General features: G+C 71.0%; 22 protein-coding genes. 10 read left to right on the top strand and 12 right to left on the bottom strand.

Annotated features, from left to right (window positions below):
• Positions 1 to 112: 112 nt before the first annotated feature.
• The 4 genes from MME74_RS03715 (at position 113) to MME74_RS03700 (ending at position 2086) form a co-directional block, all read left to right on the top strand.
• Positions 113 to 859 carry an SDR family oxidoreductase gene (locus MME74_RS03715; RefSeq protein ID WP_267417353.1) on the top strand — a complete coding sequence of 249 codons (747 nt, stop codon included), beginning with the start codon at positions 113 to 115 and terminating at the stop codon, positions 857 to 859.
• A gap of 106 nt (positions 860 to 965) precedes the next feature.
• Positions 966 to 1229 (top strand): hypothetical protein, encoded by a 264-nt coding sequence (locus MME74_RS03710; protein ID WP_267417352.1) that lies wholly within the window; start codon positions 966 to 968, stop codon positions 1227 to 1229.
• 71 nt (positions 1230 to 1300) lie between these two features.
• The gene (locus MME74_RS03705; RefSeq protein ID WP_267417351.1) at positions 1301 to 1567 is read left to right on the top strand and encodes a glutaredoxin family protein; all 267 of its coding nucleotides are present in this window, start codon (positions 1301 to 1303) and stop codon (positions 1565 to 1567) included.
• Positions 1568 to 1672: 105 nt separating this feature from the next.
• Complete coding sequence (locus MME74_RS03700; protein ID WP_267417350.1) at positions 1673 to 2086, top strand: VOC family protein; 414 nt, start codon at positions 1673 to 1675, stop codon at positions 2084 to 2086.
• 18 nt (positions 2087 to 2104) lie between these two features.
• On the opposite strand, the gene MME74_RS03695 is transcribed toward MME74_RS03700, so the two are convergent.
• From MME74_RS03695 to MME74_RS03660, 8 genes are all read right to left on the bottom strand, one after another.
• A complete protein-coding gene (locus MME74_RS03695; RefSeq protein WP_267417349.1) occupies positions 2105 to 3619 on the bottom strand; it encodes a PucR family transcriptional regulator in 1515 nt (504 codons plus the stop codon).
• Positions 3616 to 4644, bottom strand: coding sequence for a DUF917 family protein (locus MME74_RS03690; RefSeq protein ID WP_267417348.1), 1029 nt, complete (start codon positions 4642 to 4644; stop codon positions 3616 to 3618). Before MME74_RS03690 ends, MME74_RS03695 begins: the two co-directional genes overlap by 4 nt.
• Positions 4645 to 4654: 10 nt before the next feature.
• Positions 4655 to 5773, bottom strand: a complete 1119-nt coding sequence (locus MME74_RS03685) for a DUF917 domain-containing protein (protein ID WP_267417347.1) — start codon at positions 5771 to 5773, stop codon at positions 4655 to 4657.
• Positions 5770 to 6870 (bottom strand): DUF917 domain-containing protein, encoded by a 1101-nt coding sequence (locus MME74_RS03680; protein ID WP_267417346.1) that lies wholly within the window; start codon positions 6868 to 6870, stop codon positions 5770 to 5772. The genes MME74_RS03685 and MME74_RS03680 overlap by 4 nt, the downstream gene beginning before the upstream one ends.
• 1 nt (position 6871) lies before the next feature.
• The gene (locus tag MME74_RS03675; protein ID WP_267417345.1) at positions 6872 to 8419 is read right to left on the bottom strand and encodes a hydantoinase/oxoprolinase family protein; all 1548 of its coding nucleotides are present in this window, start codon (positions 8417 to 8419) and stop codon (positions 6872 to 6874) included.
• Between the two features lie 40 nt (positions 8420 to 8459).
• Positions 8460 to 9797 carry a purine-cytosine permease family protein gene (locus tag MME74_RS03670; RefSeq protein WP_267417344.1) on the bottom strand — a complete coding sequence of 446 codons (1338 nt, stop codon included), beginning with the start codon at positions 9795 to 9797 and terminating at the stop codon, positions 8460 to 8462.
• Between the two features lie 238 nt (positions 9798 to 10035).
• Positions 10036 to 11439 carry a threonine synthase gene (gene thrC, locus MME74_RS03665; RefSeq protein WP_267417343.1) on the bottom strand — a complete coding sequence of 468 codons (1404 nt, stop codon included), beginning with the start codon at positions 11437 to 11439 and terminating at the stop codon, positions 10036 to 10038.
• Positions 11440 to 11528: 89 nt separating this feature from the next.
• Positions 11529 to 12035 carry a methylated-DNA--[protein]-cysteine S-methyltransferase gene (locus MME74_RS03660; protein ID WP_267417342.1) on the bottom strand — a complete coding sequence of 169 codons (507 nt, stop codon included), beginning with the start codon at positions 12033 to 12035 and terminating at the stop codon, positions 11529 to 11531.
• 142 nt (positions 12036 to 12177) lie between these two features.
• Here MME74_RS03660 and MME74_RS03655 point away from each other — a divergent pair, with 142 nt between their 5' ends.
• Positions 12178 to 13002, top strand: a complete 825-nt coding sequence (locus MME74_RS03655; protein WP_267417341.1) for an alpha/beta fold hydrolase — start codon at positions 12178 to 12180, stop codon at positions 13000 to 13002.
• A gap of 12 nt (positions 13003 to 13014) precedes the next feature.
• Here the strand turns inward: MME74_RS03655 and erm are convergent, their stop codons facing one another.
• From erm to MME74_RS03640, 3 genes are all read right to left on the bottom strand, one after another.
• A complete protein-coding gene (gene erm / locus MME74_RS03650; RefSeq protein ID WP_267417340.1) occupies positions 13015 to 13779 on the bottom strand; it encodes a 23S ribosomal RNA methyltransferase Erm in 765 nt (254 codons plus the stop codon).
• Between the two features lie 224 nt (positions 13780 to 14003).
• Positions 14004 to 14606: a response regulator transcription factor gene (locus MME74_RS03645; RefSeq protein WP_267417339.1), complete on the bottom strand. Its 603-nt coding sequence runs from the start codon at positions 14604 to 14606 to the stop codon at positions 14004 to 14006.
• Positions 14603 to 15814: a sensor histidine kinase gene (locus MME74_RS03640; protein ID WP_267417338.1), complete on the bottom strand. Its 1212-nt coding sequence runs from the start codon at positions 15812 to 15814 to the stop codon at positions 14603 to 14605. Before MME74_RS03640 ends, MME74_RS03645 begins: the two co-directional genes overlap by 4 nt.
• A gap of 154 nt (positions 15815 to 15968) precedes the next feature.
• On the opposite strand from MME74_RS03640, the gene MME74_RS03635 reads away from it, so the two are divergent.
• From MME74_RS03635 to MME74_RS03615, 5 genes are all read left to right on the top strand, one after another.
• The gene (locus tag MME74_RS03635) at positions 15969 to 16511 is read left to right on the top strand and encodes a small multidrug efflux protein (RefSeq protein WP_267417337.1); all 543 of its coding nucleotides are present in this window, start codon (positions 15969 to 15971) and stop codon (positions 16509 to 16511) included.
• Positions 16512 to 16575: 64 nt separating this feature from the next.
• A complete protein-coding gene (locus MME74_RS03630; protein WP_267417335.1) occupies positions 16576 to 16911 on the top strand; it encodes an ArsR/SmtB family transcription factor in 336 nt (111 codons plus the stop codon).
• The gene (locus MME74_RS03625) at positions 16911 to 17612 is read left to right on the top strand and encodes a cation transporter (RefSeq protein WP_267417333.1); all 702 of its coding nucleotides are present in this window, start codon (positions 16911 to 16913) and stop codon (positions 17610 to 17612) included. The genes MME74_RS03630 and MME74_RS03625 overlap by 1 nt, the downstream gene beginning before the upstream one ends.
• A 34-nt stretch (positions 17613 to 17646) precedes the next feature.
• The gene (locus tag MME74_RS03620) at positions 17647 to 18555 is read left to right on the top strand and encodes an SDR family NAD(P)-dependent oxidoreductase (RefSeq protein ID WP_267417332.1); all 909 of its coding nucleotides are present in this window, start codon (positions 17647 to 17649) and stop codon (positions 18553 to 18555) included.
• Positions 18556 to 18596: 41 nt separating this feature from the next.
• Positions 18597 to 19499 (top strand): arginase family protein, encoded by a 903-nt coding sequence (locus tag MME74_RS03615; protein WP_267417331.1) that lies wholly within the window; start codon positions 18597 to 18599, stop codon positions 19497 to 19499.
• A gap of 16 nt (positions 19500 to 19515) precedes the next feature.
• Here the strand turns inward: MME74_RS03615 and MME74_RS03610 are convergent, their stop codons facing one another.
• On the bottom strand, positions 19516 to 20805 hold the full coding sequence (locus tag MME74_RS03610) for a hemolysin family protein (protein ID WP_267417330.1): 1290 nt from the start codon (positions 20803 to 20805) through the stop codon (positions 19516 to 19518).
• Positions 20806 to 20809 lie beyond the last annotated feature (4 nt).

Here is a 20809-nt window from a genome sequence, read left to right as displayed (position 1 = left end):
ACGATGCTCTCTGCCCTCGGGACAAGGTCAAGCGGTCGATCCGCTTCTCCGGAATCGTAACGGGATCGCACCCGCGCGCGAGAGGATGGACCGAGACCCCGAGGGAGCGCACATGAGAATCGCTGTGGCAGGAGGCACCGGCGTCGTCGGCCGGCACACCGTCGAGGCCGTCGAGGCCGCGGGCCATGAGGCGGTCGTGCTCAGTCGCTCGCAGGGCGTCGACCTGGTGACCGGCCGCGGTCTGGAGGCCGCCCTGACCGGAGCGGACTCCGTCATCGACGTCGCGAGCATCCAGACACTCAAGGCGAGCACCGCGATCGAGTTCTTCACCGCCGCGACCGGGAACCTCGTCTCGGCGGCCTCGGATGCGGGCGTGCGACACGTCGTGCTGCTGTCGATCGTCGGCATCGATCGCATCCCCTATGACTACTACGCGGGCAAGGTCGCGCAGGAGAAGGTCGTCGAGGCGTCGCGGATGCCCTGGACGATCCTCCGGGCGACGCAGTTCCACGAGTTCGCGGGCCAGATGTTCGAGCGCGCGAAGGTTGGGCCGCTGCATCTCGCTCCGAACGCCCGGACGCAGCCCGTCGCGGCCGCGGAGGTCGGGGCACGACTGGCCGCGCTCGCGGTCGCCGAGCCGCAGGGCCGGGTCCGCGACCTCGCCGGACCGCGCGAGGAGCAGCTCTCGGAGATGATCCGTGCGTTCGCCCGACGGGCCGGCTACCGCGGGTGGGTCCCGGCGCTGAACGTGCCCGGTCCGCAGATGGCGGGGATGAGAGCCGGACACGCGCTCCCGGGTCCGGATGCGGAGCTCGGGCGGCAGACGTTCGCCGACTGGCTCGCGTCGGGCCGGCACTGACGGGTCAGCTCTCCTCCACAGGGCCTGCCCGAACAGTGTTGTCCCCAGGCCCCGCACAGCTGATGTCGGCCTTGGCAGGATGGAGTCCTCCGACGAGAATGAGAGCGTGATCACCGTGACCGAGCCGCAGACCTGGACTCTGATCGTCTCCTCCGTGGTCATGATGCTCGGCGTGATCACCCTCGTGTCGACCCTCTTCGTTCGTGTGATCCGCGCGGAGATCGGCGGAGTCCGCGCCCAGTTCGACGGAGTCCGCGCCGAGATCGGCGGATTGCGTGCCGAGATGAGCGCGATGAACTCCCGCATCGACGGCCTCGACCGTGACGTGCAGGCTCTCGTGAAGCACACCTTCGGACTGGACCGCGGTTAGCACGGCGGGAACAGCCCGGCACGCTCCGCGGTTGCACCTCGGGAACGCGAGACGATTCCGAGGAGGTGGGCGTGGAGCTGACACTGGTCTCTTCCTCGTTCTGCGGGGCGTGCACACGGACGCGGGCGGTGCTCGCCGACGCCGCTCGGTTCCTCCCGGCTGCCACGATCACCGAGATCGACGTCGCACAGGACCCGGATGCCGCCGAGAAGCTCGACATCGGATTCACGCCGACCGTGATCATCCGCGACTCCGCCGGCTCCGAGGTCTTCCGCGCGACGGGCGTCCCCACCGTTCCCCAGGTCCTCACGGCCGCCGTCAAGGCATTGCCGGCCTGAGCCCGGCCACTCCTGCCCCACCCTCTTGCGGGGGCTCCGCACCCGGCGCAGACTGAGCGTCAGCGGTGCCGGTCGTGACACCTTTCGCACACCCTTGGAGTCCTCATGCCTGCTCTCAACCCGTATCTCTCGTTCCGCACCGAAGCCCGCCAGGCGATGGAGTTCTATCAGAGCGTCCTCGGCGGCGACCTCGACATCAGCGTCTTCGGGGACTTCCCCGACATGGTGCAGGATCCCAGCCAGAAGGACCTCGTCATGCATGCCCAGCTCAACACCCCGGACGGGCTGGTGCTGATGGGGTCCGACTCCCCCGACGGGATGCCGTATGAGAAGCCGCAGGGTTTCTCGGTGTCGCTGAGCGGCAACACGCAGGACACCACCCGTGCCGTGTGGGACAGGCTGTCCGACGGCGCGACGATCACGATGCCGCTCGACGTTCCGCCGTGGGGCGGGCTCTTCGGCATGCTCATCGACCGGTTCGGCATCCCGTGGATGCTGCACGGCGACCCGGAGGAGTGAGCGGGGTCCGACTCGGGCTCAGCGCGGCTGCACGGCACGACACGCGAGGTGCAGCGCAAGACGCGCTTCGGGGTCGGTCATGTCGATCCCGAGAAGCTCCTGCACCCGGCGGATCCGCAGGGTCACGGTGTTGCGGTGCAGCCCGAGGGCCGTCGCCGTCGCGGCGATGCCCGACTCGTGGTCGAGATACGCCGAGAGCGTGGTGAGCAGCTCGCCCCCGCCCTCCCGCAACGGAGCGAGAAGGGACTCGGCCGCCGGTACGAACGTGTCGTTGCCGGTCCAGGCGAGCAGCAGCTGCTCCAGCCCGAGGCTGTCGACCCGGACGAACCATCCCGTCGCCGAGCGCGACGCCGCGATGCGCGCCGCGTCTCCCGCCTCATCCAGCGTCGTGGCGAGGCCCTCCGGCCCACCCTGCAGGGAGCCGACGCCGGTCGCGACGGCGAAGTCGCGCAGCACGCCGAGGTGGAGCTCCCGCAGCGACGCGACGGCCCGCTCCACGCGGTCGGGGTCCGGAGCCTCCGGGAAGGTCAGCCATCCGCTCAGTCCTCGACCGGCCGTCGTCGCATGAGCCTCACCGTCGATCGTGCTCAGCCCCGCGCTGACCGACCGCAGCAGGGAGAAGGAGTCGAGCCGTCCCCGCGCCACCATCCGGAACCCGAGGTGATGCCCGCCCGTGCGCCAGCCGCGCTCGATCATCCGGCGCTCGACGTCGGCATCGGCGGCGCCGTGCAGGTCGACGAAGTCGCGCAGCAGACCGGAGGACACCGCCACGTCGTTCACCGCCGCCACCTCGTCGATCAGGATCCGCGCCGCGACGGCGGGCATCGCCACCTCGGCGGCGACCGAGAGCGACTGCAGCTGCGCCTCGCCCAGCCCCCGACCGAAGAGCACCAGACGCAGACCGCTGCGACCGGGGCTGTCCACGCGGACCGAGGCCGCGAACTCCTCGCCCGCACTCGCTCGATCGATCCACGACTCGAAGCCGATCGCCGCGTGCAGGCGCTCGTCGAGGTGCGCTCCCGCTTCCTGGAGCACTCCGGACGAGTCGATCAACGCGACACCGACACCCAGGTTCGCCGCGATGTGCCCGAGCAGGTCGGCGAGATCATCGGCCGCGTACTCGAAGGACTGGGCGACCTTGCGCACCTGACTGAGCGTCAGAGCATCGCGCGCCTCGATCAGCATCCAGCAGGCTTTCGCGAGCTGGATGGGGCGCTCGACGTCGAGCAGGCACAGGCCGATCCGGTCTGCGAGCCGGAAGGCCCCCGCGTCGAACGCCGCGGCGCCGGAGAGCGCGAGGCCCGTGTAGCCGCGGTCGCGCAGCCGGCGCAGCAGAGCGTCCTGCTGCCAGGTCGAGGTCGGTGGTGCGGCCGTGATGATCGCGAGCCGTCCGGCGCCGCTCTCGGTGAGTTCGACTTCTCCCGCGCCGACGGCGACGGCCTCCCAGGCGATGTCCGCGGGGCCGGCGACCCGTCGCAGACCTCCGTTCTCCGCGTGGGCGAGCAGCGCGCTCAGCGGCAGGCCCTCGTTCATGCCGCATCCAGATCGTCGAGACCGTAGGCGGAGGGCAGCACCTTCGCGCGACGGTCGGGGCGGGCGTTCCACCACTCGGGGGCGGGTACGGCGAGCACCGCGACGTTCCGTGCCAGGCGGAGCTCGGTGACCTCGAGGATCTCTCGGGAGATCGCGTCGATGATCACGATGACGGTCGGAGCCGACGCCACGAGCCGTCCGTCGGTGAGCACGGCGAGGGTCTCGGACCGGGTGACCACCCGGTGCACGGCCCCGGCGAGCCCGCTGATCTCCACCGCGTTGACGTGCGGATCGTCCGCGGACGGAGCGATCGAGATGATCCGCCCCTCGGCGAGCAGCTCCGCTCCCAGCGCGTCCGCGAGAAGGGGCAGCGGAGCAGCGGATGAAGAGACGTACGCCCGGCCGAGCTCGAGCGCATGTGCGAGGTGGCCGCCGATCGCATGTTCCCTCAGGTCGCCGACCGTGAAGCCACCGAGCACCGCGCAGCCGACACCGCCGGCCTGGATGATCGCCGAGCGCACGACCCGCTCGGCGTCGATCGCCCGATGCGCCTCGACGAGGGCGACGCCGTCGGCACCCGTGTCACAGGCGAACACCAGCCCGGGGACGCTGTCGACGAAGAGCGACATCTGGTCGAGTCCCGGCACAGCGCGACCCGTGCAGTCCGCATCGACCACGACGTGCGAGCCGGCCAGGGTCAGCGGCGCGAGGCCGTTCATGCCGCCGCCCTCGAGGGAGCAGACGGCGGGAACCGGGTGCCCGATCCACCGCTCGACCGCTTCCAGGAGCCGCGCGAACGGGTCGGCACCCGGCAGCCGCTCCCCCAGCAGCATCGTCGAACCGACGAACGCGACACCGAGGCAGGGGGTGGCCGGGTTGAGCGCCGCGATGGGGGAGACCTCGATCGGCCAGTCCCCGGCGCCCGCGAGCATCAGCTCGAGCATGGTCGTCGACCCGCCTCCGCCGGAGCCGAGCAGCGCATAGCCGCGGGCGAGCGCGGTGAGGTCGTCGCGCTGCAGCATCATGCGCTCCAGCCTAGGGAGAAACGCCCTCACCCGCGGCCAGCTCCTCCACGGGGGTGAACCCCTCCCGCAGCCCGAAGGCCGCGGGGCCGAAGGCGGCGAGCGCGTCGGGAGTGCGCATCATGTCGGGCGTCGAGATGCCGAGCACGCGCACGCGCTGCCCGTAGCGCAGTCCTTCGGTGGTGATCGGCTCGGCGGTCTCGTGGTCGACCACGCAGATGAGGTCGGGCACGATCGCCACCAGGGTGCTCCCCCGGTGCGCGATGAGGTTCTCGTTCTGGAAGGAGATCTCGAACGTGTCGCCCTCCTCGGCCCCCAGCGGTGCGATGACCGCGCGGCCCTTGGCGAAGCCCTCGGTCGTACGCCGCTCGACATCGATGACCTTGCCGACGCAGAGCTCGCGCAGATGCGGGTAGAGCGTCGTCGAGAGGGTGTCGGCGATCGCCTCGAACGGCGACCGGTGCTCCTCGCGGGCGACCCGGATGGCGCGGCCGAGCGCGAGGGCCATCGAGATCGTGCGGGGCACGGCCGTGCGCCGCACGTCGGCTCCGGTCATGGCGTACTCGGCGATGTGCCCCACACCGCCGAGGCGGATCGTGATGCCGCGGGCCAGCCACTCCATCTGCCGGTCGTCGTCGCCCGTGTCGATCACGACCTTCTCGCCGCGCTCTCCCGCGAGGGCGAGGGGCGAGCCGTGCACGCCGTACACGGCGAAGGTCTCCATCGACAGCTCGGGGAACGCCCGCCCCATGCCGTCGGCGTCCACCACCGGGAGCCCGGTCTCGGCTGCGACGATGAGCGGGATCATCGAGTTGATGCCACCGCACTCGATCGGCATCGTCGCATCCGCCGTCCGCCCGAGGTGCTCCTCGAGCGTGCGCAGGGCGAGCGTGGGCTCCGTGCCGGCCGGGATCTTCTCGATCATCACGGTCGGCGCGCCCATCTGGGCCGTCGGGATCACGAACAGGTCATCGGGAAGCTCGTCCGGGTCGAGGATCGTGATGCTCCCCTCCCCCAGCACACGCTCGACGAGCATCTTGCCGATGTAGGGGTCGCCGCCACCCCCGGTGCCGAGCAGCGTCGCGCCGCGGGCGAGGTCGGGCAGGTCGGCGGCGGTGAGCTGCCAGCTCATGCCCCCGCTCCCGCCGTCACGGTTCCGTTCGACACGCTGCCGTCGAAGCGGTGCGCGGGCATGTCGTAGCCGAAGTACCCGGGGCCGACCATCGCGAGGGCGGCCTCGGAGTGCCAGCGTTCGTCGGCCGGTGCCGCGATCACGCGCACCCGCTGGCCGTAGCGCAGTCCCTCGGTCGTGATCGGCTCGCCCGACTCCCCGTCGAGGACCATGATCAGGTCGGGTGTCGTCGCGAGGACCGTGCCGTCGGCCTCGGCCACGAGGTGCTCGTTCTGGAACTGCAGGGTGAGGGTGCTTCCCGCGTCTCCGTCGATGCGCGCCCGCCCGCGGGCGAACCCGGTGGTGGTGGCACGGTGCACGTCGACCACCTTGCCATCGAAGAGCTCACGCCCGCCAAGCAGCTCGACGACGGCGTCGACCGGGTCGGTCTTCTCCTCGCGCGCGGTGGCGATGCGCCGGCCGATCTCGATGCAGCGGGACAGCGAGCCCGCGACGAGGGATTCGCGCGCGGCGGTCCCGGACATGGAGAAGCCGGAGATCATCACCGAGCAGCCCATCTCGACGCAGGCCACGCGGGCGATGCGCTCGGTCCACGAGTTGTCGACCGTCTGCAGCACGCCGGTGTTGCCCTTCTCGTCGCTGAACGCGAGGGGCGACGCGGTCACGCCGTACAGGGTCGGGAGCACCATCTGCAGCTCGGGGAACGCACGCCCCATGCCGTCGGCGTCGACCAGCGGAAGCCCGAGGGCGGCAGCCGCGGCGATCGGGATGGTCGAGTTCACGCCACCCACCTCCGCACACGCGATGTGCGTGATCGGGCGGCCGAGGTGGACGCTGAGCGCCTTGACCGGTTCGATGACCTCGGCGAGACTCGGGAGCTTCTCGACCATGACGGTCGGTGCTCCCATCATCGCCACGAACAGCACGAGCGCGTCGTCGGGGACCTCGTCGAGGCCGACGACCGTGACGTCGCCGGACGTCAGCGCCTGACGCGCGAGGAGCGCACCGATGTACGGGTCTCCTCCGCCGCCGGTGCCGAGCACGGCGGCACCGCGGGCGAGGCCGTCGATGTGCGCGGGGGTGATCGTCCAGCTCATGTCACGCCCCCATGTCGAGGTCGCCGACGGCCTTCACACGGATGCGCGTGGCGTTGCCGGGCAGATACGGGATGGGCACCTCGTCGAAGTCGATGATCGACACGGTCGACGGCTTGGCCCCGGCGGCGATCGCCTTGTCCACGGCCTCGGCGCGGACCTCGGCGAGGGTCTCGTCGCGGCGACCGGGCTCGATCGCGTAGACCTTGTCGATCTCGCCGCCGACCTGCGCGATCGAGGCGCCGATGGCGTTCGCGACGGCGTAGTTCTCGGGGCGATGCACGGTGCCGAACAGCGGCAGCTCGTCGGGGAGGAGGATGGATCCGCCGCCGACCGCGACCACCGCGATGGGCTCGGGCGAGGTGCGCATGCGGTCGACCGCCTCGGACACGCGCTCGGCGATGCGGGCGAGCACGCGCTCGACGAACGCGGGATCGAGGTGCGCGACCCTGCTGGCATCTCCGACCTGGGCGCGACCGGCAGCGACCGCGATGTCGGTGGCGGTCAGGGTCGAGCCGCCGAAGACAAGAGCCTCCGTCGTCAGCTTGTAGCCGACCGATGCCGGGCCGACCTCGGCCGTCTCCTCGTCGACGATGCTTCCGCCGCCGATGCCGAGCGAGAGCACGTCGGGCATCCGGAAGTTGGTGCGGATGCCCGCGACCTTGACCTCGTTCGCCGTCTCGCGCGGGAAGCCGTTGATCAGCAGGCCGATGTCGGCCGTGGTGCCGCCCACGTCGATCACGGCGCAGTCGTCGAGACCGCTGGTGGCCGCGGCCCCACGCATCGAGTTGGTCGGGCCGGAGGCGAAGGTGGCGACCGGGTAGCGGCGCACGTACTCCTCGTCCATCAGCGTGCCGTCGTTCTGGCTGAGGAAGATCGGCGCCTCGATGCCCTGGGCGCGCACAGCCGAGGTGAGCCCGTCGACGATCTCGGACGCGAGCTCGCGCAGCGCGGCGTTGATGATCGTCGCGTTCTCGCGCTCCAGCAGTCCGATGCGCCCGATCTCGTGCGACAGCGAGATCGCGGCATCCGCACCGAGCACCTCGGCGACGATCTCCGCGGCACGCACCTCCAGGTCGTGGTTGACCGGGCTGAACACCGACGAGATCGCGACCGAGCGGATGCCGTGTGCCTTCATGTCCTCGGCGTGCGCCCGGATCTCGTCCGGGTCGAGCGGCGAGATCGGGCGGCCGTCGAACTCGTAGCCGCCGTGCGCGAGATAGCTGCGTGCCTGGGTCGCCTCGACCAGCACCTCCGGCCAGTCGATCAGCGGCGGCAGCGCCCGCGTCGCGGGGAGGCCGAGGCGGAGGGCCGCGACCGGCGCGAGACGGCTCGCCTGCACCAGCGCGTTGATGAAGTGCGTCGTGCCGATCATGACGGCATCGATGTCGGCGCCCTCGAACGCGTGTCCGGCTCGAAGGTCCTCGATCGCCTGGATGATGCCGCTGGTGACGTCCGGGGTGGTCGAGTGCTTCACCCCCGCCAGGGTGCGGGTGCCGTCCATGAGGACTGCGTCGGTGTTGGTGCCGCCGACGTCGATACCGATGTGCATGATTCTCGCTTTCCTGTGGTGAGTGTCTGTCTCGGGTGGCTCAGGCCGCTGCCGCTGCTTCGACGGGAGCCGCCTGCCGCGTCGTCGCGACGCCGACGCCGCGCACCCAGCCGAGCTTGCCCGCGACGATGTAGAGAGCCATCGAGAGGAAGAGGCTGAGCAGCGAGGGGATGCCCCAGGTGACGAAGTAGCCGACGAGGGACGAGACCAGCCACACGATGATGGTCGCCGGGACGATGCGCGGGGCGGTCGCCGGGAGGGTGCCCTCGTCGCGCGTCGCGTCGAGCTCGGGACGCCAGCGGCGCACGATGTAGTACTCGGCGACCATGATGCCGGCGATCGGCGGGAACGCGACGCTCAGCACGATCAGGAACTCGGTGAACTGCCCGAGGATGCCGACCGCGGCGAGCACGGACCCGACGATGCCGAGCACGATCGTCGTGGTCACGCGGTGGAGGTTCTTGCCGAACGCGGTGGAGATGAAGTTCACCAGCCCCAGCGTCGAGGAGTACAGGTTCCAGTCGTTGATCTTCAGGGTGCCGGTCAGCACGATGAACAGGCCGATGAAGCCGACCGAGGAGGTCACGATCGCGACGATGTCGCCCGTGGCGGCGGCGTGGGCCAGCAGCACGCCGGCGAGGCCGATCACGAACTCGCCGAGGGAGACGCCGAGGACGGTCTGCTTGATGACGTCGGCGCGGGAGCGGTTGAAGCGGGTCATGTCGCCCGTGATGATCGCGCCGACGATGAGACCACCGGCCACGATGCCGGTGCCGGCCCAGACGCTCATGGTGGGACCGGGTGCCGGGCCCGTGAGCAGCTCGCCGATGTCGTGGCGGGTGAGCTCGGAGATGACCGACCAGCCGACCAGGATCAGGAACAGCGGCACGGTGATGTTCGCGAGCCACTGCATCCCGACGAAGCCGAACGCCACGATCGCGGTGACCGCGAGGCCGAAGATGAGGCTCCAGGCCCAGACGGGCAGCGCTCCGGGCATGAGCGCGTCGAGCGACTGCGCGGAGATCGCGGACTGGATGCCGAACCACCCGATCAGGCTGATGCCGATCGCGAGGCCGACCAGGGAGGCGCCGATCTCGCCGAAGCCTGTCCAGCGGGCGAGGAGGGCGGTGTTGAGGCCCTCGCGCTGACCGATGAAGCCGACCACGCACATGATCACCTCGAGGATGAGCGAGCCGAAGAGGAAGGCGAGGACGGCCTCGCCGAAGGTCATGCTGTATCCGAGGGTCGCGCCGAGGAGGAACTGCGAGAGGGCCGAGACCTGTCCGAATCGCTGCACGGCGATGCCGAACCAGGGTTTGCGGGCCTCGGGAGTCACTCGAGAGAGCGCGAAGTCGTCTGCGTGCGCCGTGCGTGCCATGAGGGTCCTTCGGGAGGAGGAGGGAACGGGTTGTGGGCCACAGTAATCAGGCCCGACCCCTCTCCGACATGTGCATTACGCACCAGCTTCGCATCCGATTGTGCAGTCCGCACTGCCCATCCTCCGCCACGAGTGATCGCCCGTGCCCGTGGGTATCGAGCCACCCGGGAGACGAAGAGACCCACTCCCGCCGGCGTCGGCGGGAGTGGGTCTCGGGCGGAGCGGTCTCAGCGCCAGGTCAGTGCAGCGCGTTGGTCTCGATGAAGGCGCGGAGCGCCTGCTCGTCGTCGGCCATCTCCGTCACGTGCTGCGGGGCGTCGAGCATCTCCTGCAGCTCCGGTGCGTAGCCGAGCTCCACGCCGATCGCCTCGTGGATCGTCTCCGCGAACTTCTCGGGCTTGGCGGTCTCGAGCACGAGCATGGGGACACCGGGTTCGACGTACTCGCGGGCGACCTTGACGCCGTCGGCCGTGTGCGGGTCGATGACCTCGCCGGTCGTCTCGTACACGGCGCGGATGGTCGCCAGCCGGTCCTCGTGCGTCGAGGTGCCGCTGACGATGCCGAACTCCTCGAGGAAGCGCTCCTGCTCCGCGGAGAAGTCGAAGTGACCCTGCGCCTCGAGGTCGTCCCACGCGCCGACGACGCGGGCGGGGTCGCGGTCGACCAGCTCGAAGATGAAACGCTCGAGGTTCGACGCCTTCGAGATGTCCATCGACGGGCTGGAGGTCGCGAGCGTCTGGGCGGCGCTGCGCGGGCGGTAGACGCCGGTGCGGAAGAACTCGTCCAGCACGTTGTTCTCGTTCGCGGCGAGCACGAGGCGACGGATCGGCAGCCCCATCTGCTTCGCGAAGAAGCCCGAGAGGATGTTGCCGAAGTTGCCCGAGGGCACGGTGAACGAGAGCTCGGTCCAGCCACCGGCATCCGTCGCCCGCAGCCACGCCCAGAAGTAGTAGACGGTCTGCGCCGTGATGCGTGCCAGGTTGATCGAGTTCACGGCCCCCAGGTGCTGAGCGCGCTTGAAGTCGAGGTCGCCGGCGAGCTTCTTGACGAGGTTCTGGCAGTCGTCGAAGACCCCCTCGACCGCGATGTTGTGCACGTTCGCGTCGTCGAGCGAGAACATCTGCGCCCGCTGGAACGCGCTCATGCGCCCCTGCGGCGACAGCATGAACACCGCGACGCGCTCCTTGCCGCGAAGGGCGTGCTCGGCCGCGGAGCCGGTGTCGCCCGAGGTGGCTCCGAGGATGTTGAGCACCGCGTCGTTGCGCTCCAGCGTGTACTCGAGCACCTGACCGAGGAACTGCATGGCCATGTCCTTGAACGCGAGCGTCGGTCCCTCGGAGAGCCCGACCAGGGTCAGCTCGTCGTCGATCGCCCGCAGCGGCACGACGCCGTCGGGGAAGCCGGCGTAGGCCGCATCCGTCATCTTCGCCAGATCCGCGCGCGGGATGTCGGTCGCGAACAGGCCGAGCACCTCGGTGGCGAGCTGCGGGTAGGTCAGGGCCCGCCAGCGCTCGAGCGTCTCGCCGTCGACGGTCGGCATGGTCTCGGGCACCGCCAGTCCGCCGTCGGGCGCGAGGCCCTCCAACAGCGTCTCGCTGAACGACTGCGGCTGCATGCCGCCGCGGGTGGAGATGAACTGCACGTTGGCTCCTCGGCTCGGGACTCGGCCCGTCCATTCTCGCAGGGTGTGCGCGTCCGAGATGACGGGATGACGGATGCCGCGGGACGCGCTCAGAACAGCGAGGTCGGCAGCGCGCCCTCGTGCTCCAGGAGCCAGCGCTTGGTCTCGAGCCCGTGCCCCGCGTCGCCGCCGGAGTATCCGCCCAGACCGTCACCCGCCACGACCCGGTGGCACGGCACGATCAGAGGGACGGGGTTCGCGCCCATGATCGACCCGATCCCCCTGGCGGGCACCTCGGTGCCGCTGCGCGCGGCGAGCCCGCCATAGGTGATCGTCTCGCCATGACCGACCGTCTCCCACAGCGCCGTGAGGACCGCCCGCGTCGCCACGGTCTGCGCACCGAGGTCGACCGGGACGTCGAAGCGACGCAGCGTGCCGGCGAAGTAGGCGCCCAGCTGGGCGAGGGCCTCCGCGAGCAGCGGATCGCCGGCGGGATCGGCCGAAAGGGCACTGCCCTCGGGCGGCGTCGATCGCCACGTGACGCGGGTGATCGCCGTGCCGTCGCTGACGACGCCGATGACGCCGACCGGTGTCGCGAGCGTTCCGAAGACGGACATGCGACGAGGCTATCGCCCTCCTCGGACGGACGGATCGCCCGCATCGGCACCGGGGGGGGTGGCGTCGCGGACCGATCCGGGCGAACCTGGAGGTCGGGATCCGGCTCGCGCAGCTCGACGACCACGATGACAAGGAGCACCCATGAGCATCACCACCTCGGCACTCGATCTGCCCGACGTCCGCCTCCACTACGAACTCCGCGGCGACGGACCGCTGATCGTCCTGATCGGCGCTCCCATGGACGCCGACGCCTTCGCGCCGTTCGCGGACGAGCTCGCCGGCGACCACACGGTGCTGACGACCGACCCGCGCGGCATCAAGCGGAGCATCCTGCACGACCCGTCCCAGGGCTCGCCGCTGGAGCGTCGTGCCGCCGACCTCGCGGCGCTCATCGAGCACGTCGACCGGGGACCGGCGATCGTCTTCGGCTCGAGCGGCGGCGCCGTGACCAGCCTGGCTCTCGCGCAGGCACGACCCGACCTGGCTCCCACGGTCATCGCCCACGAGCCGCCGCTCCTCGAACTGCTCCCGGACCGCGTCGAGCAGCGCCGCATCACGGATGAGCTCACGACGGCCGCGCTCTCCGGCGACCGGATCGGCGCCTGGCGGTTGTTCTTCGCCCAGGCGAACATCCCGATGCCCGAGGAAGCCCTCGTGCAGTGGTTCGGCGGCGAGGTCGACCCGCAGAGCCAGGCCGACGAGCAGTTCTGGTTCCGGTACGAGCTTCCGGCGAGCGTGCGCTGGGAGCCCGATGTCGACGCGCTGCGCGCACGCGCCGGTCACCTCGTGCTCGGCATCGGTGAGGAGTCGGTGGGTCAGCTGTGCGAGCGGACGACGACGGCCCTCGGCGCGCAGCTCGGCATCGAGCCGACACGATTCCCGGGCGGCCACACCGGGTTCGTCGACCACACCGAGGCGTTCGCCGCCCGTGTGCGAGAGGTCCTCGCGGGGCTCGGCGCACACTGACGCCCCGCGACGTCATCCCCGCGAGACCTGATGCCAGAGCGCGGCCCAGTGCTCCGGTCGCAGTTCGCGCGGGAGCCGTCGGTCGGCCGCGCCGGCCGCCCCCACCATCCGACGCGCACGCGGCATCGAGACGCGGGCGGCACCGGCCACGACCGCGGGCAGGCTGCCTCCCCGCCCCGTGAACATCGCACCGACGAACGCCTCGTACGCGCGGCGATCGGAGGCCGGGACGAGCGGTGAACCGCGGCGCGTGATCGCCAGCACACCACCGTCGACGCTCGGCTGCGGCGAGAATCCCCACGCCGGGACGCGACCTTCGAGGGAGAACTCGAACCAGGGTGCCGACTGCGCGGTCATCATGGTTCCACCGCCGACACCGGCACGCTTGCGCGCCACCTCCCACTGCGTGAGGAGCACGGCATCGCTCCAGCGGCCCTGCGACAGGAGGCGCCGGAGGATCGGGGTCGTCACGTGGAACGGGATGTTCCCGACGACGACCTCGGCGTCGAGCGGATGGCGGGTGGCATCGGCGACGTCGATGCGCACGCCGGGCAGCGCTCGACGCAGCCGGTGCACCCGGTGCTCGTCGATGTCGATCGCGGTGAGGGGTCTGCCGAGCTCCGCCAGGGTGCGGGTCAGGGCGCCGTCACCGCAGCCGAGCTCGAGGATCGGCCCCGAGGTCTGCCGCACGAGCGCGGCGATCCGGGTGAGGGTCGGACGGTGGGTGAGGAAGTTCTGGCCGAGTTCGTGACGGCCGCCATGGACTGAACGAGGCATGAGTGCGCTCCAGAAGAAGAATCGGAGCACCTCGAAGGAGGGGACGACGCGAAGACGCGTCGAAGAGACTGCCCGTCCCGAGGTGCGATGACATCTCGGTGGACGGCGCGCAGATGCGTGCGGAGTGCGAGCGCGCCGTCAGGCGCGGCGGTCGCGGACCACGAGGTTGCGCCCCATCATGGGCGCTGCGCATATCGTTCCCATGCCTGCCAGCATATCGGCAGTCAGATCCAGCCGCGCTCCTCGGCGATGAGCACGGCCTGCTGACGCGTGCCGACCGAGAGCTTCCCGAGGATCACGGAGATGTGGTTGCGCACGGTCCCGGGCGCGAGTGCGAGTGCGCGGGCGATCTGTCCCGTGGTCTCGCCGCGCCGTCCGGCACGCAGCACGTCGAGTTCGCGGTCCGTGAGCGGCGAGCGCTCGTCGCTCAGGGCATCGGCCGCGATCTCGGGATCGACGTACCGCGCCCCCGACGCGACCTTGCGGATGACCGCGGCGACCTCGTCGGCGCCGCGGGACTTCGGCAGGAAGCCGGCCACCCCGGAGGCCAGTGCTCGACGCAGCACGCCCGGTCGCGCGTGCCGGGTGACCACCACGCAGCGCGTCGCGATGGCCCTGTTCAGCCTCTCGGCGACCTGCACGCCGTCGAGGCCCGGCATCTCCAGGTCGAGCAGACAGACATCGGGCTGCAGGCGCAGCGCCTCGGCCACGGCCTGCTCGCCGTCCGCGCACTCCGCGATGACCTCGATGTCATCCTCCAGCCGGAGCAAGGCGGCGAGCGCGGACCTGATCATCGCCTCGTCGTCGGCGAGCAGCACCCGGATCATCGGACCCGCCCCGTCTGCTCCGGCACGGTCACCGTGACCGTGAACTCCTCCGCACCCGGGACCACCTCGAGCGAGCCGTGGGCTTCGTCGATGCGACGTCGGATGCCGTCGAGGCCCGAGCCCGCGGCGCCGACTCCGTCCACGCCGTCACCACCGGCGACGACGTCGTTCGCGATCACGTACCGCCACCCGCCGTCGATCCGGACGAGTTCGAGTCGTGCGCGGTGCCCTCCCCCGTGGCGGAGCACGTTGGTCGTCGTCTCGCGGATGACGGGGCCGAGAGCGGATGCGGGAGCCGCATCGGAATCCGCGGCGATCAGCGCCTCCACGTCGAGACCGGCCGCACGGAGCAGATCGCGGGCGTTGGCGATCTCGTCGCCGAGCGGAACGGACCGGAACTGCAGGGCGAGATCGCGCGTTCCCTGTCGCGCATCGTCCACACTCGCCCGTGCCGCGCGGAGCTGTTCCATGCCGGCCTCTGCATCCTGCGGCATGAGTCTCTCGGCGAGCTCCAGTTGCAGTGCGACGACCTGGAGATGGTGTCCCTGCAGATCATGCACGTCGGTCGCCACCCGCAGACGCTCCTGCGTCGCGGCCAGGCGGGCCTCGGAAGCTCTGGCCCTGTCGAGGGCGTTCAGCACATCCCACCACCAGAGCGAGCTGACCGTCATGATCGGGAGGAACACCGTGTACAGAACCGGGACGAGGAGCGGGATCGGGTCGGCGACATCGATGACCGAATCGACGACAGCGAGGCAGCCGAGCACGATCGTCGCCGCGATCACGACCTTGTACCGCACCCCGCGCGGCCAGTTCAGCAGCACGAGCGACTGCACCACGGGCATCAGGCCCAGCTGCCAGCTGCCGGAGGCGAGGCCGGCCGCGGCCCCGTAGGCGACGGCGACAGCGAACGGCACCAGCAGGCGGGCCCAGCGCACGCCCGGTTCGGAGTCGAGCCTGTGCCGATAGTCGATCAGCAGCGACACGGTGGCAGCACACCAGAGCAGGCCGCCGAGGCCCACGATCAGCCCGCGATACCCCGGGAGGTCGAGCGCGAAGGTGACGATCCCCCACGCGGCGACCAGCGCCACCTCGAACGCCAGGACCGCCGTCACGGTGTACCACCAGGTGGCCGTCACTCCACGGGACAGCTGTCGCGCCCCCGGACTCGGCTCGACGGGGGCGAGGGGCTGGACGCGGCTGCTCACGTCCCCACGATACGGCCGTGACAGTTGTCATGGATGCCCCGTGCGATCCACCCGGAAAGCGGTGACGGCGCGACACTGCCGCGCCGGGCGGTACTCGAGTGGACTGGAGTCATCGCGGCGGAGACACCGTCCGCACCGACATCCGGGAGCACCCATGAACCTCATCGAGACGTTCCAGAACCTGGTCGCGCAGGTTCCCGAACTCGTGCAGCCGCTCATCGTCGCCCTCGCCGGCGCGATCCCCTTCGTCGAGGGCGAGGGTGCCGTGAGCATCGGCATCATCGGCGGCATCCCGCCGGTGATCGCCGCGATCGCCGCGATCGTGGGCAACTTCCTCTGCGTCCTCGTGGTGGTGCTGGTGAGCTCCGGTGCGCGCCAGGCCGTGGTCAACCGCTCGCGCGCCAGGACGGCGGCCCTCGCCGGCGGCGGCACGGCAGCGGAGCCGACGACCGACGACGCGGCTCCGGACCGCGGCACCGCCCGCCGCGAGAAGTTCCAGCGCGCGTTCGAACGCTACGGGGTCCCCGGGGTCAGCCTGCTCGGCCCGCTCCTGCTGCCGACGCAGTTCACCGCGACCATGCTCGCGGCATCCGGTATCGGCAAGGCGCGCATCCTCTTCTGGCAGGCCCTCGCGATCATCGGCTGGACCACGGTCGTCGCCGTCATCGTCGGGAGCGCGGTCTACGCGATCCGCTGACCGATACGCGGAAGAGGCTGAATTCAGACTTTCTTGAATTCAGTCTTTTCTGTACAGTGAAGGCGTGACCACCGCACTCGCCTCGCTCAGCCACACGGCGGCCGTCGCCCGTCTCGGGCACGCGCTCTCCGATCCCACCCGCGCCGGCGTCCTCCTCGCGCTGCGGGAGTCCCCGCGCTACCCCGCCGACCTCGCCGACGCCCTCGGCGTCTCCCGTCAGACCATGTCGAACCACCTCGCCTGCCTCCGCGGATGCGGGCTCGTCGAGAGCGTCGCCGACGGCCGTCGGAGCAGCTATCGACTGGCCGACCGGCACCTCGCCCCGGCCCTCGACATGCTCATGCGGGTCACGCTCATCGTGGAACCCGACTGCTGCTCGGGCGACGGCTGCACCTGCTGATGGCGACCGCGACCGCATCGCGGCGGGACATCCTGCACCGCCGCATCCGCCTCATCGTCGGCGTCACGATCGGCTACAACCTGATCGAGGCGGTCATCGCGATCACCGCCGGCTCCGTCGCGTCGTCCGCAGCCCTCGTCGGCTTCGGACTCGACTCCACGATCGAGGTCCTGTCCGCGGCGGCCGTGGCGTGGCAGTTCACCCGCCGCGACCCGGAGCGCTGGGAGAAGCCGACCCTGCGCGTGATCGCCGTCGCGTTCTTCGCCCTCGCGATCTACGTGACCGCCACCTCCCTGACCGCCCTGTTCACGGCGGAGCGCCCGGAGCACAGCACGATCGGCATCGTCCTGACCGCCGTCAGCGTCGCGATCATGCCGTTCCTCTCCTACGCCGAGCGGCGCGCGGGTCGTGAGCTCGGATCGGCCACGGCCGTCGCCGACTCGAAGCAGACCCTGATCTGCACCTACCTGTCGGCCGCGGTCCTGGTCGGACTGGTCGCCAACTCGCTGCTCGGCTGGTGGTGGGCCGACGCCGCCGCCGGACTGGTCATCGCGGCCTTCGCGGTGCGCGAGGGCATCGAGGCCTGGCGCGGAGACGCCTGCGCGACGTCTGTCGGCATGCTCCTCGAAGACGAGGACGACGAGCACCACGATCACGACCACCACGATCACGACCACCAGCACGACCACCACCGCCGCTGACGCGCGCGGCGCCCGCTCCGCCTAGGTTGGGGGAATGGATGCCGCACACCCCTCGCCGCCCGAAGACCTGCGCGACCGCACGTTCCTGGTCACCGGCGCGAACGCCGGCATCGGGTACTGCTGCGCGGAGCAGCTCGCCGCGCGGGGTGCGCGGGTGCTGCTCGGATGCCGCTCCCCCGAACGCGCGGCGACAGCGGTGACGGCGATCCGCGGCCAGGTGCCGGAGGCCGATCTGCGTGTCCTCCCGCTCGACCTCGGCTCCCTCGACAGCATCGCGCGCGCGACCGCGGACCTCGGCGAGCACCTCGACGGCGTCGTCTGCAATGCGGGGGTCAAGGCGGCCGACCGCTCGGCCCGCACCAGCGACGGACTCGACCTCATGGTCGGCACCAACTTCCTCGGCCACTTCGCGCTCGTGGCCCGGCTCGAGCCGTTCCTCGCGCCGGACGCCCGGGTGGTGGCCGTCGGATCGATCGCGCACCGCTTCGCGCGCCTCGACGCCGCGAGCCTCGACGCCCCGTGGACCGGCTCCTCGCTTCGGCGGTACGGGAGGTCGAAGGCCGCGCTCATGGCCTTCGCGTTCGAGCTGGCCCGGCGCTGGTCCGGCTCGGCACGCTCGTCGGTGTCCGCGCACCCGGGGTACGCGGTCGATCCGCTCACCCCGTCGCGTCCGGGTCTGGCGGAGGTGTCGGGCTTCGTCCGCGCGGTCGCCGCTCCGACCCGCGTCCTCGTGCAGGGCAAGGACGGCGGCGCCCTGCCGATCGTGCATGCGGCCACCGCCGGGGATGTCGCGAACGGGGATTACTGGGGCCCGGGCGGCCTGCTCGAGTTCCGAGGAGCTCCCGCGCGCGTGACCGCTTCCGACGAGGTGCGCGCACCCGCGACCGGAGCCGCACTGTGGACGGCGGCCGAGCGCATCACCGGCGTGCCCTTCCCGACCTGACCCGCGCTCCCCGTGTCCGACCCCCTCGGCAGGATGAGGGGATGATCACGCTGCTCGCCGCCCCGTCGAACCTCGGCCTCCGTCCGCCGGAGCCCGGAAGCGTCCCCGGCGCCGCGAAGGCGCCGGAGGCCCTGCGCGAGGCGGGCCTGTTCACGCGGTTCGCGGCGCTCGGCGCCACCGACTCCGGCGTCGTCCTCGCCGGCCGCTACGTCGACGACGACGAGACGAGACCGGCCGACCGGGTGCGGAACGAGAGCGCGATGATCGACCACTCCCGACGTCTGGCGGCACGCATCGGCGCCGCGCTCGAGCGGGGCGAGGCGCCCCTGGTGATCGGCGGCGACTGCGCGATCCTCCTCGGGGCGGGCATCGCGACCGCGCGCCGTGACGGCATCGGGCTCGTCCACATCGACGGCCACACCGACTTCCGTCACCCCGGCAACAGCGACGAGTGCGCGAGCGTGGCCGGAGAGGCTCTCGCCGCCGCCGTCGGGAAGCACCGGCCGGCGATCGCCGACATCGACGGGCTCGGGCCGTACTTCCGCGCCGAGCGCACCGCGCACATCGGGCACCGCGCCGACGACGAGGAGCAGGAGGAGGTGCGCGGCATCCTGGGCAGGGTGACGCCCGCCGCCGACGTCCTCTCCCTCGGCGCGGCACGGGTCGGCGCGGAGTCCGCCGCCGTCGCCGGGCACGCCTACTGGCTCCAGGTCGACGTCGACGTGCTCGACCCCGCGGTCATGCCCGCGGTCGACAGCCCCGACCCGGGCGGGCTCGGCGCGGCCGATCTCATCGCTCTGCTGCGCGAGCTCGCGCCGCACGCGGTCGGCGCCTCGATCACGGTCTTCGATCCCGACCTCGACCCCGACGGGCGCTACGCACGCCTGCTGGTCGACGTCCTGACCGAGGGGTTCGCCGAGCTGGGCAGCGCACACCGGGCCTGACCGCCTGCGCCGGAGATCACGCCCCCGGCTCGTGCTCCGACTCCGGCTCGTGCACCGGAGTCACCCGCACCCGGGAGATCCGTCGACGATCCAGCTCCGCGACCTGGATCGTCGCGCCCGGCACCGCGACCGTGTCGCCGACGACCGCGAGTCGGCCCAGCTGTTCGGTCACGAACCCCGCGATCGTGTCGGATGAGCCGCGCGGCATGGCGAGCCCCGTGACCTCCTCGAAGTCCTGCAGATTGAGCCGCCCGTCGATCCCCTCGTCCGCGGAGATGTACACCTCCGCGTCGTACTCATCGAAGATCTCGCCGACGACCTCCTCGACCAGGTCCTCCAGGGTGACCAGCCCGTCGGTGCCGCCGTACTCGTCGACGACCACCGCGATGTGGTGCCCCTCGGCACGCATGCGGGTGAGCGTCGGCAGCACCCCCGCGGTCGAGGGGATGTAGGGGATCTCGCGCACCAGGCTGCTCACGGGGCGCGTGGGGTCGTCGGCCGCGTCGAAGAGGTCGCGCACGTGCACGAACCCGGTGACATCGTCGATCGAGGTCTTCGAGACGGGGTAGCGCGAGAAGGGGAGATCCCGCACCAGCGCGAGCGTCTCGCCGACGCTCGCGGCCTCGTCGAGCGCGACGACGTCCGGCCGCGGGCGCATGACCTCGCTGACCTGCCGTCCGCGCAGCGAGAGCACGTCGTCGAGGATGCGTCGTTCGTCGTCCGGCAGCCCCTGATGGCTGGCGACGATGTCGCGCACCTCCTCGTCGGTCATCTCGTCACTGGTCTTGTGGGGGTCGCCGCCGAGCACACGCACGAGCGCGTTCGTCGACACCGAAAGCAACCAGATCACCGGGCGCATGACCGTGGCGAAGCCGTTGAGGGCGGGAGCCACCGCATACGCGAACTGCGCGTTGCGCTGGATCGCGAGGCGCTTGGGCACGAGCTCGCCGAGCACCAGCGACAGATACGCGATCACGAGGGTGAGCACGAGGGTGGCGATCGTGAGGGCGAGTGCAGGCGCGAGCCCCCACGACACCAGCACGGGTGCTAGCGACGGAGCGATCGAGGTCGCCCCGTATGCCGCGGACGCGAAACCCGCGACGGTCACGCCGATCTGCACAGCGGAGAGGAAGGTGTTGGGGTTGCGGGCGAGCGCGGCGACCTTCGCGCCGCGCCGACCGCGCTGCCCGATCGCGTTGATCTGGCTCTCGCGCAGGGTGACCAGCGCCATCTCCGTCGCAGCGAAGACACCGCCGATCAGGACGAACGCGAAGACGAGGGCGATGTTCCAGAGGAGATCACCCATCAGC

It is taken from the genome of Microbacterium oxydans, from assembly GCF_026559675.1.
GTDB lineage: Bacteria > Actinomycetota > Actinomycetes > Actinomycetales > Microbacteriaceae > Microbacterium > Microbacterium oxydans_D.
This window is presented reverse-complemented; position numbering and strand designations above follow the sequence as displayed.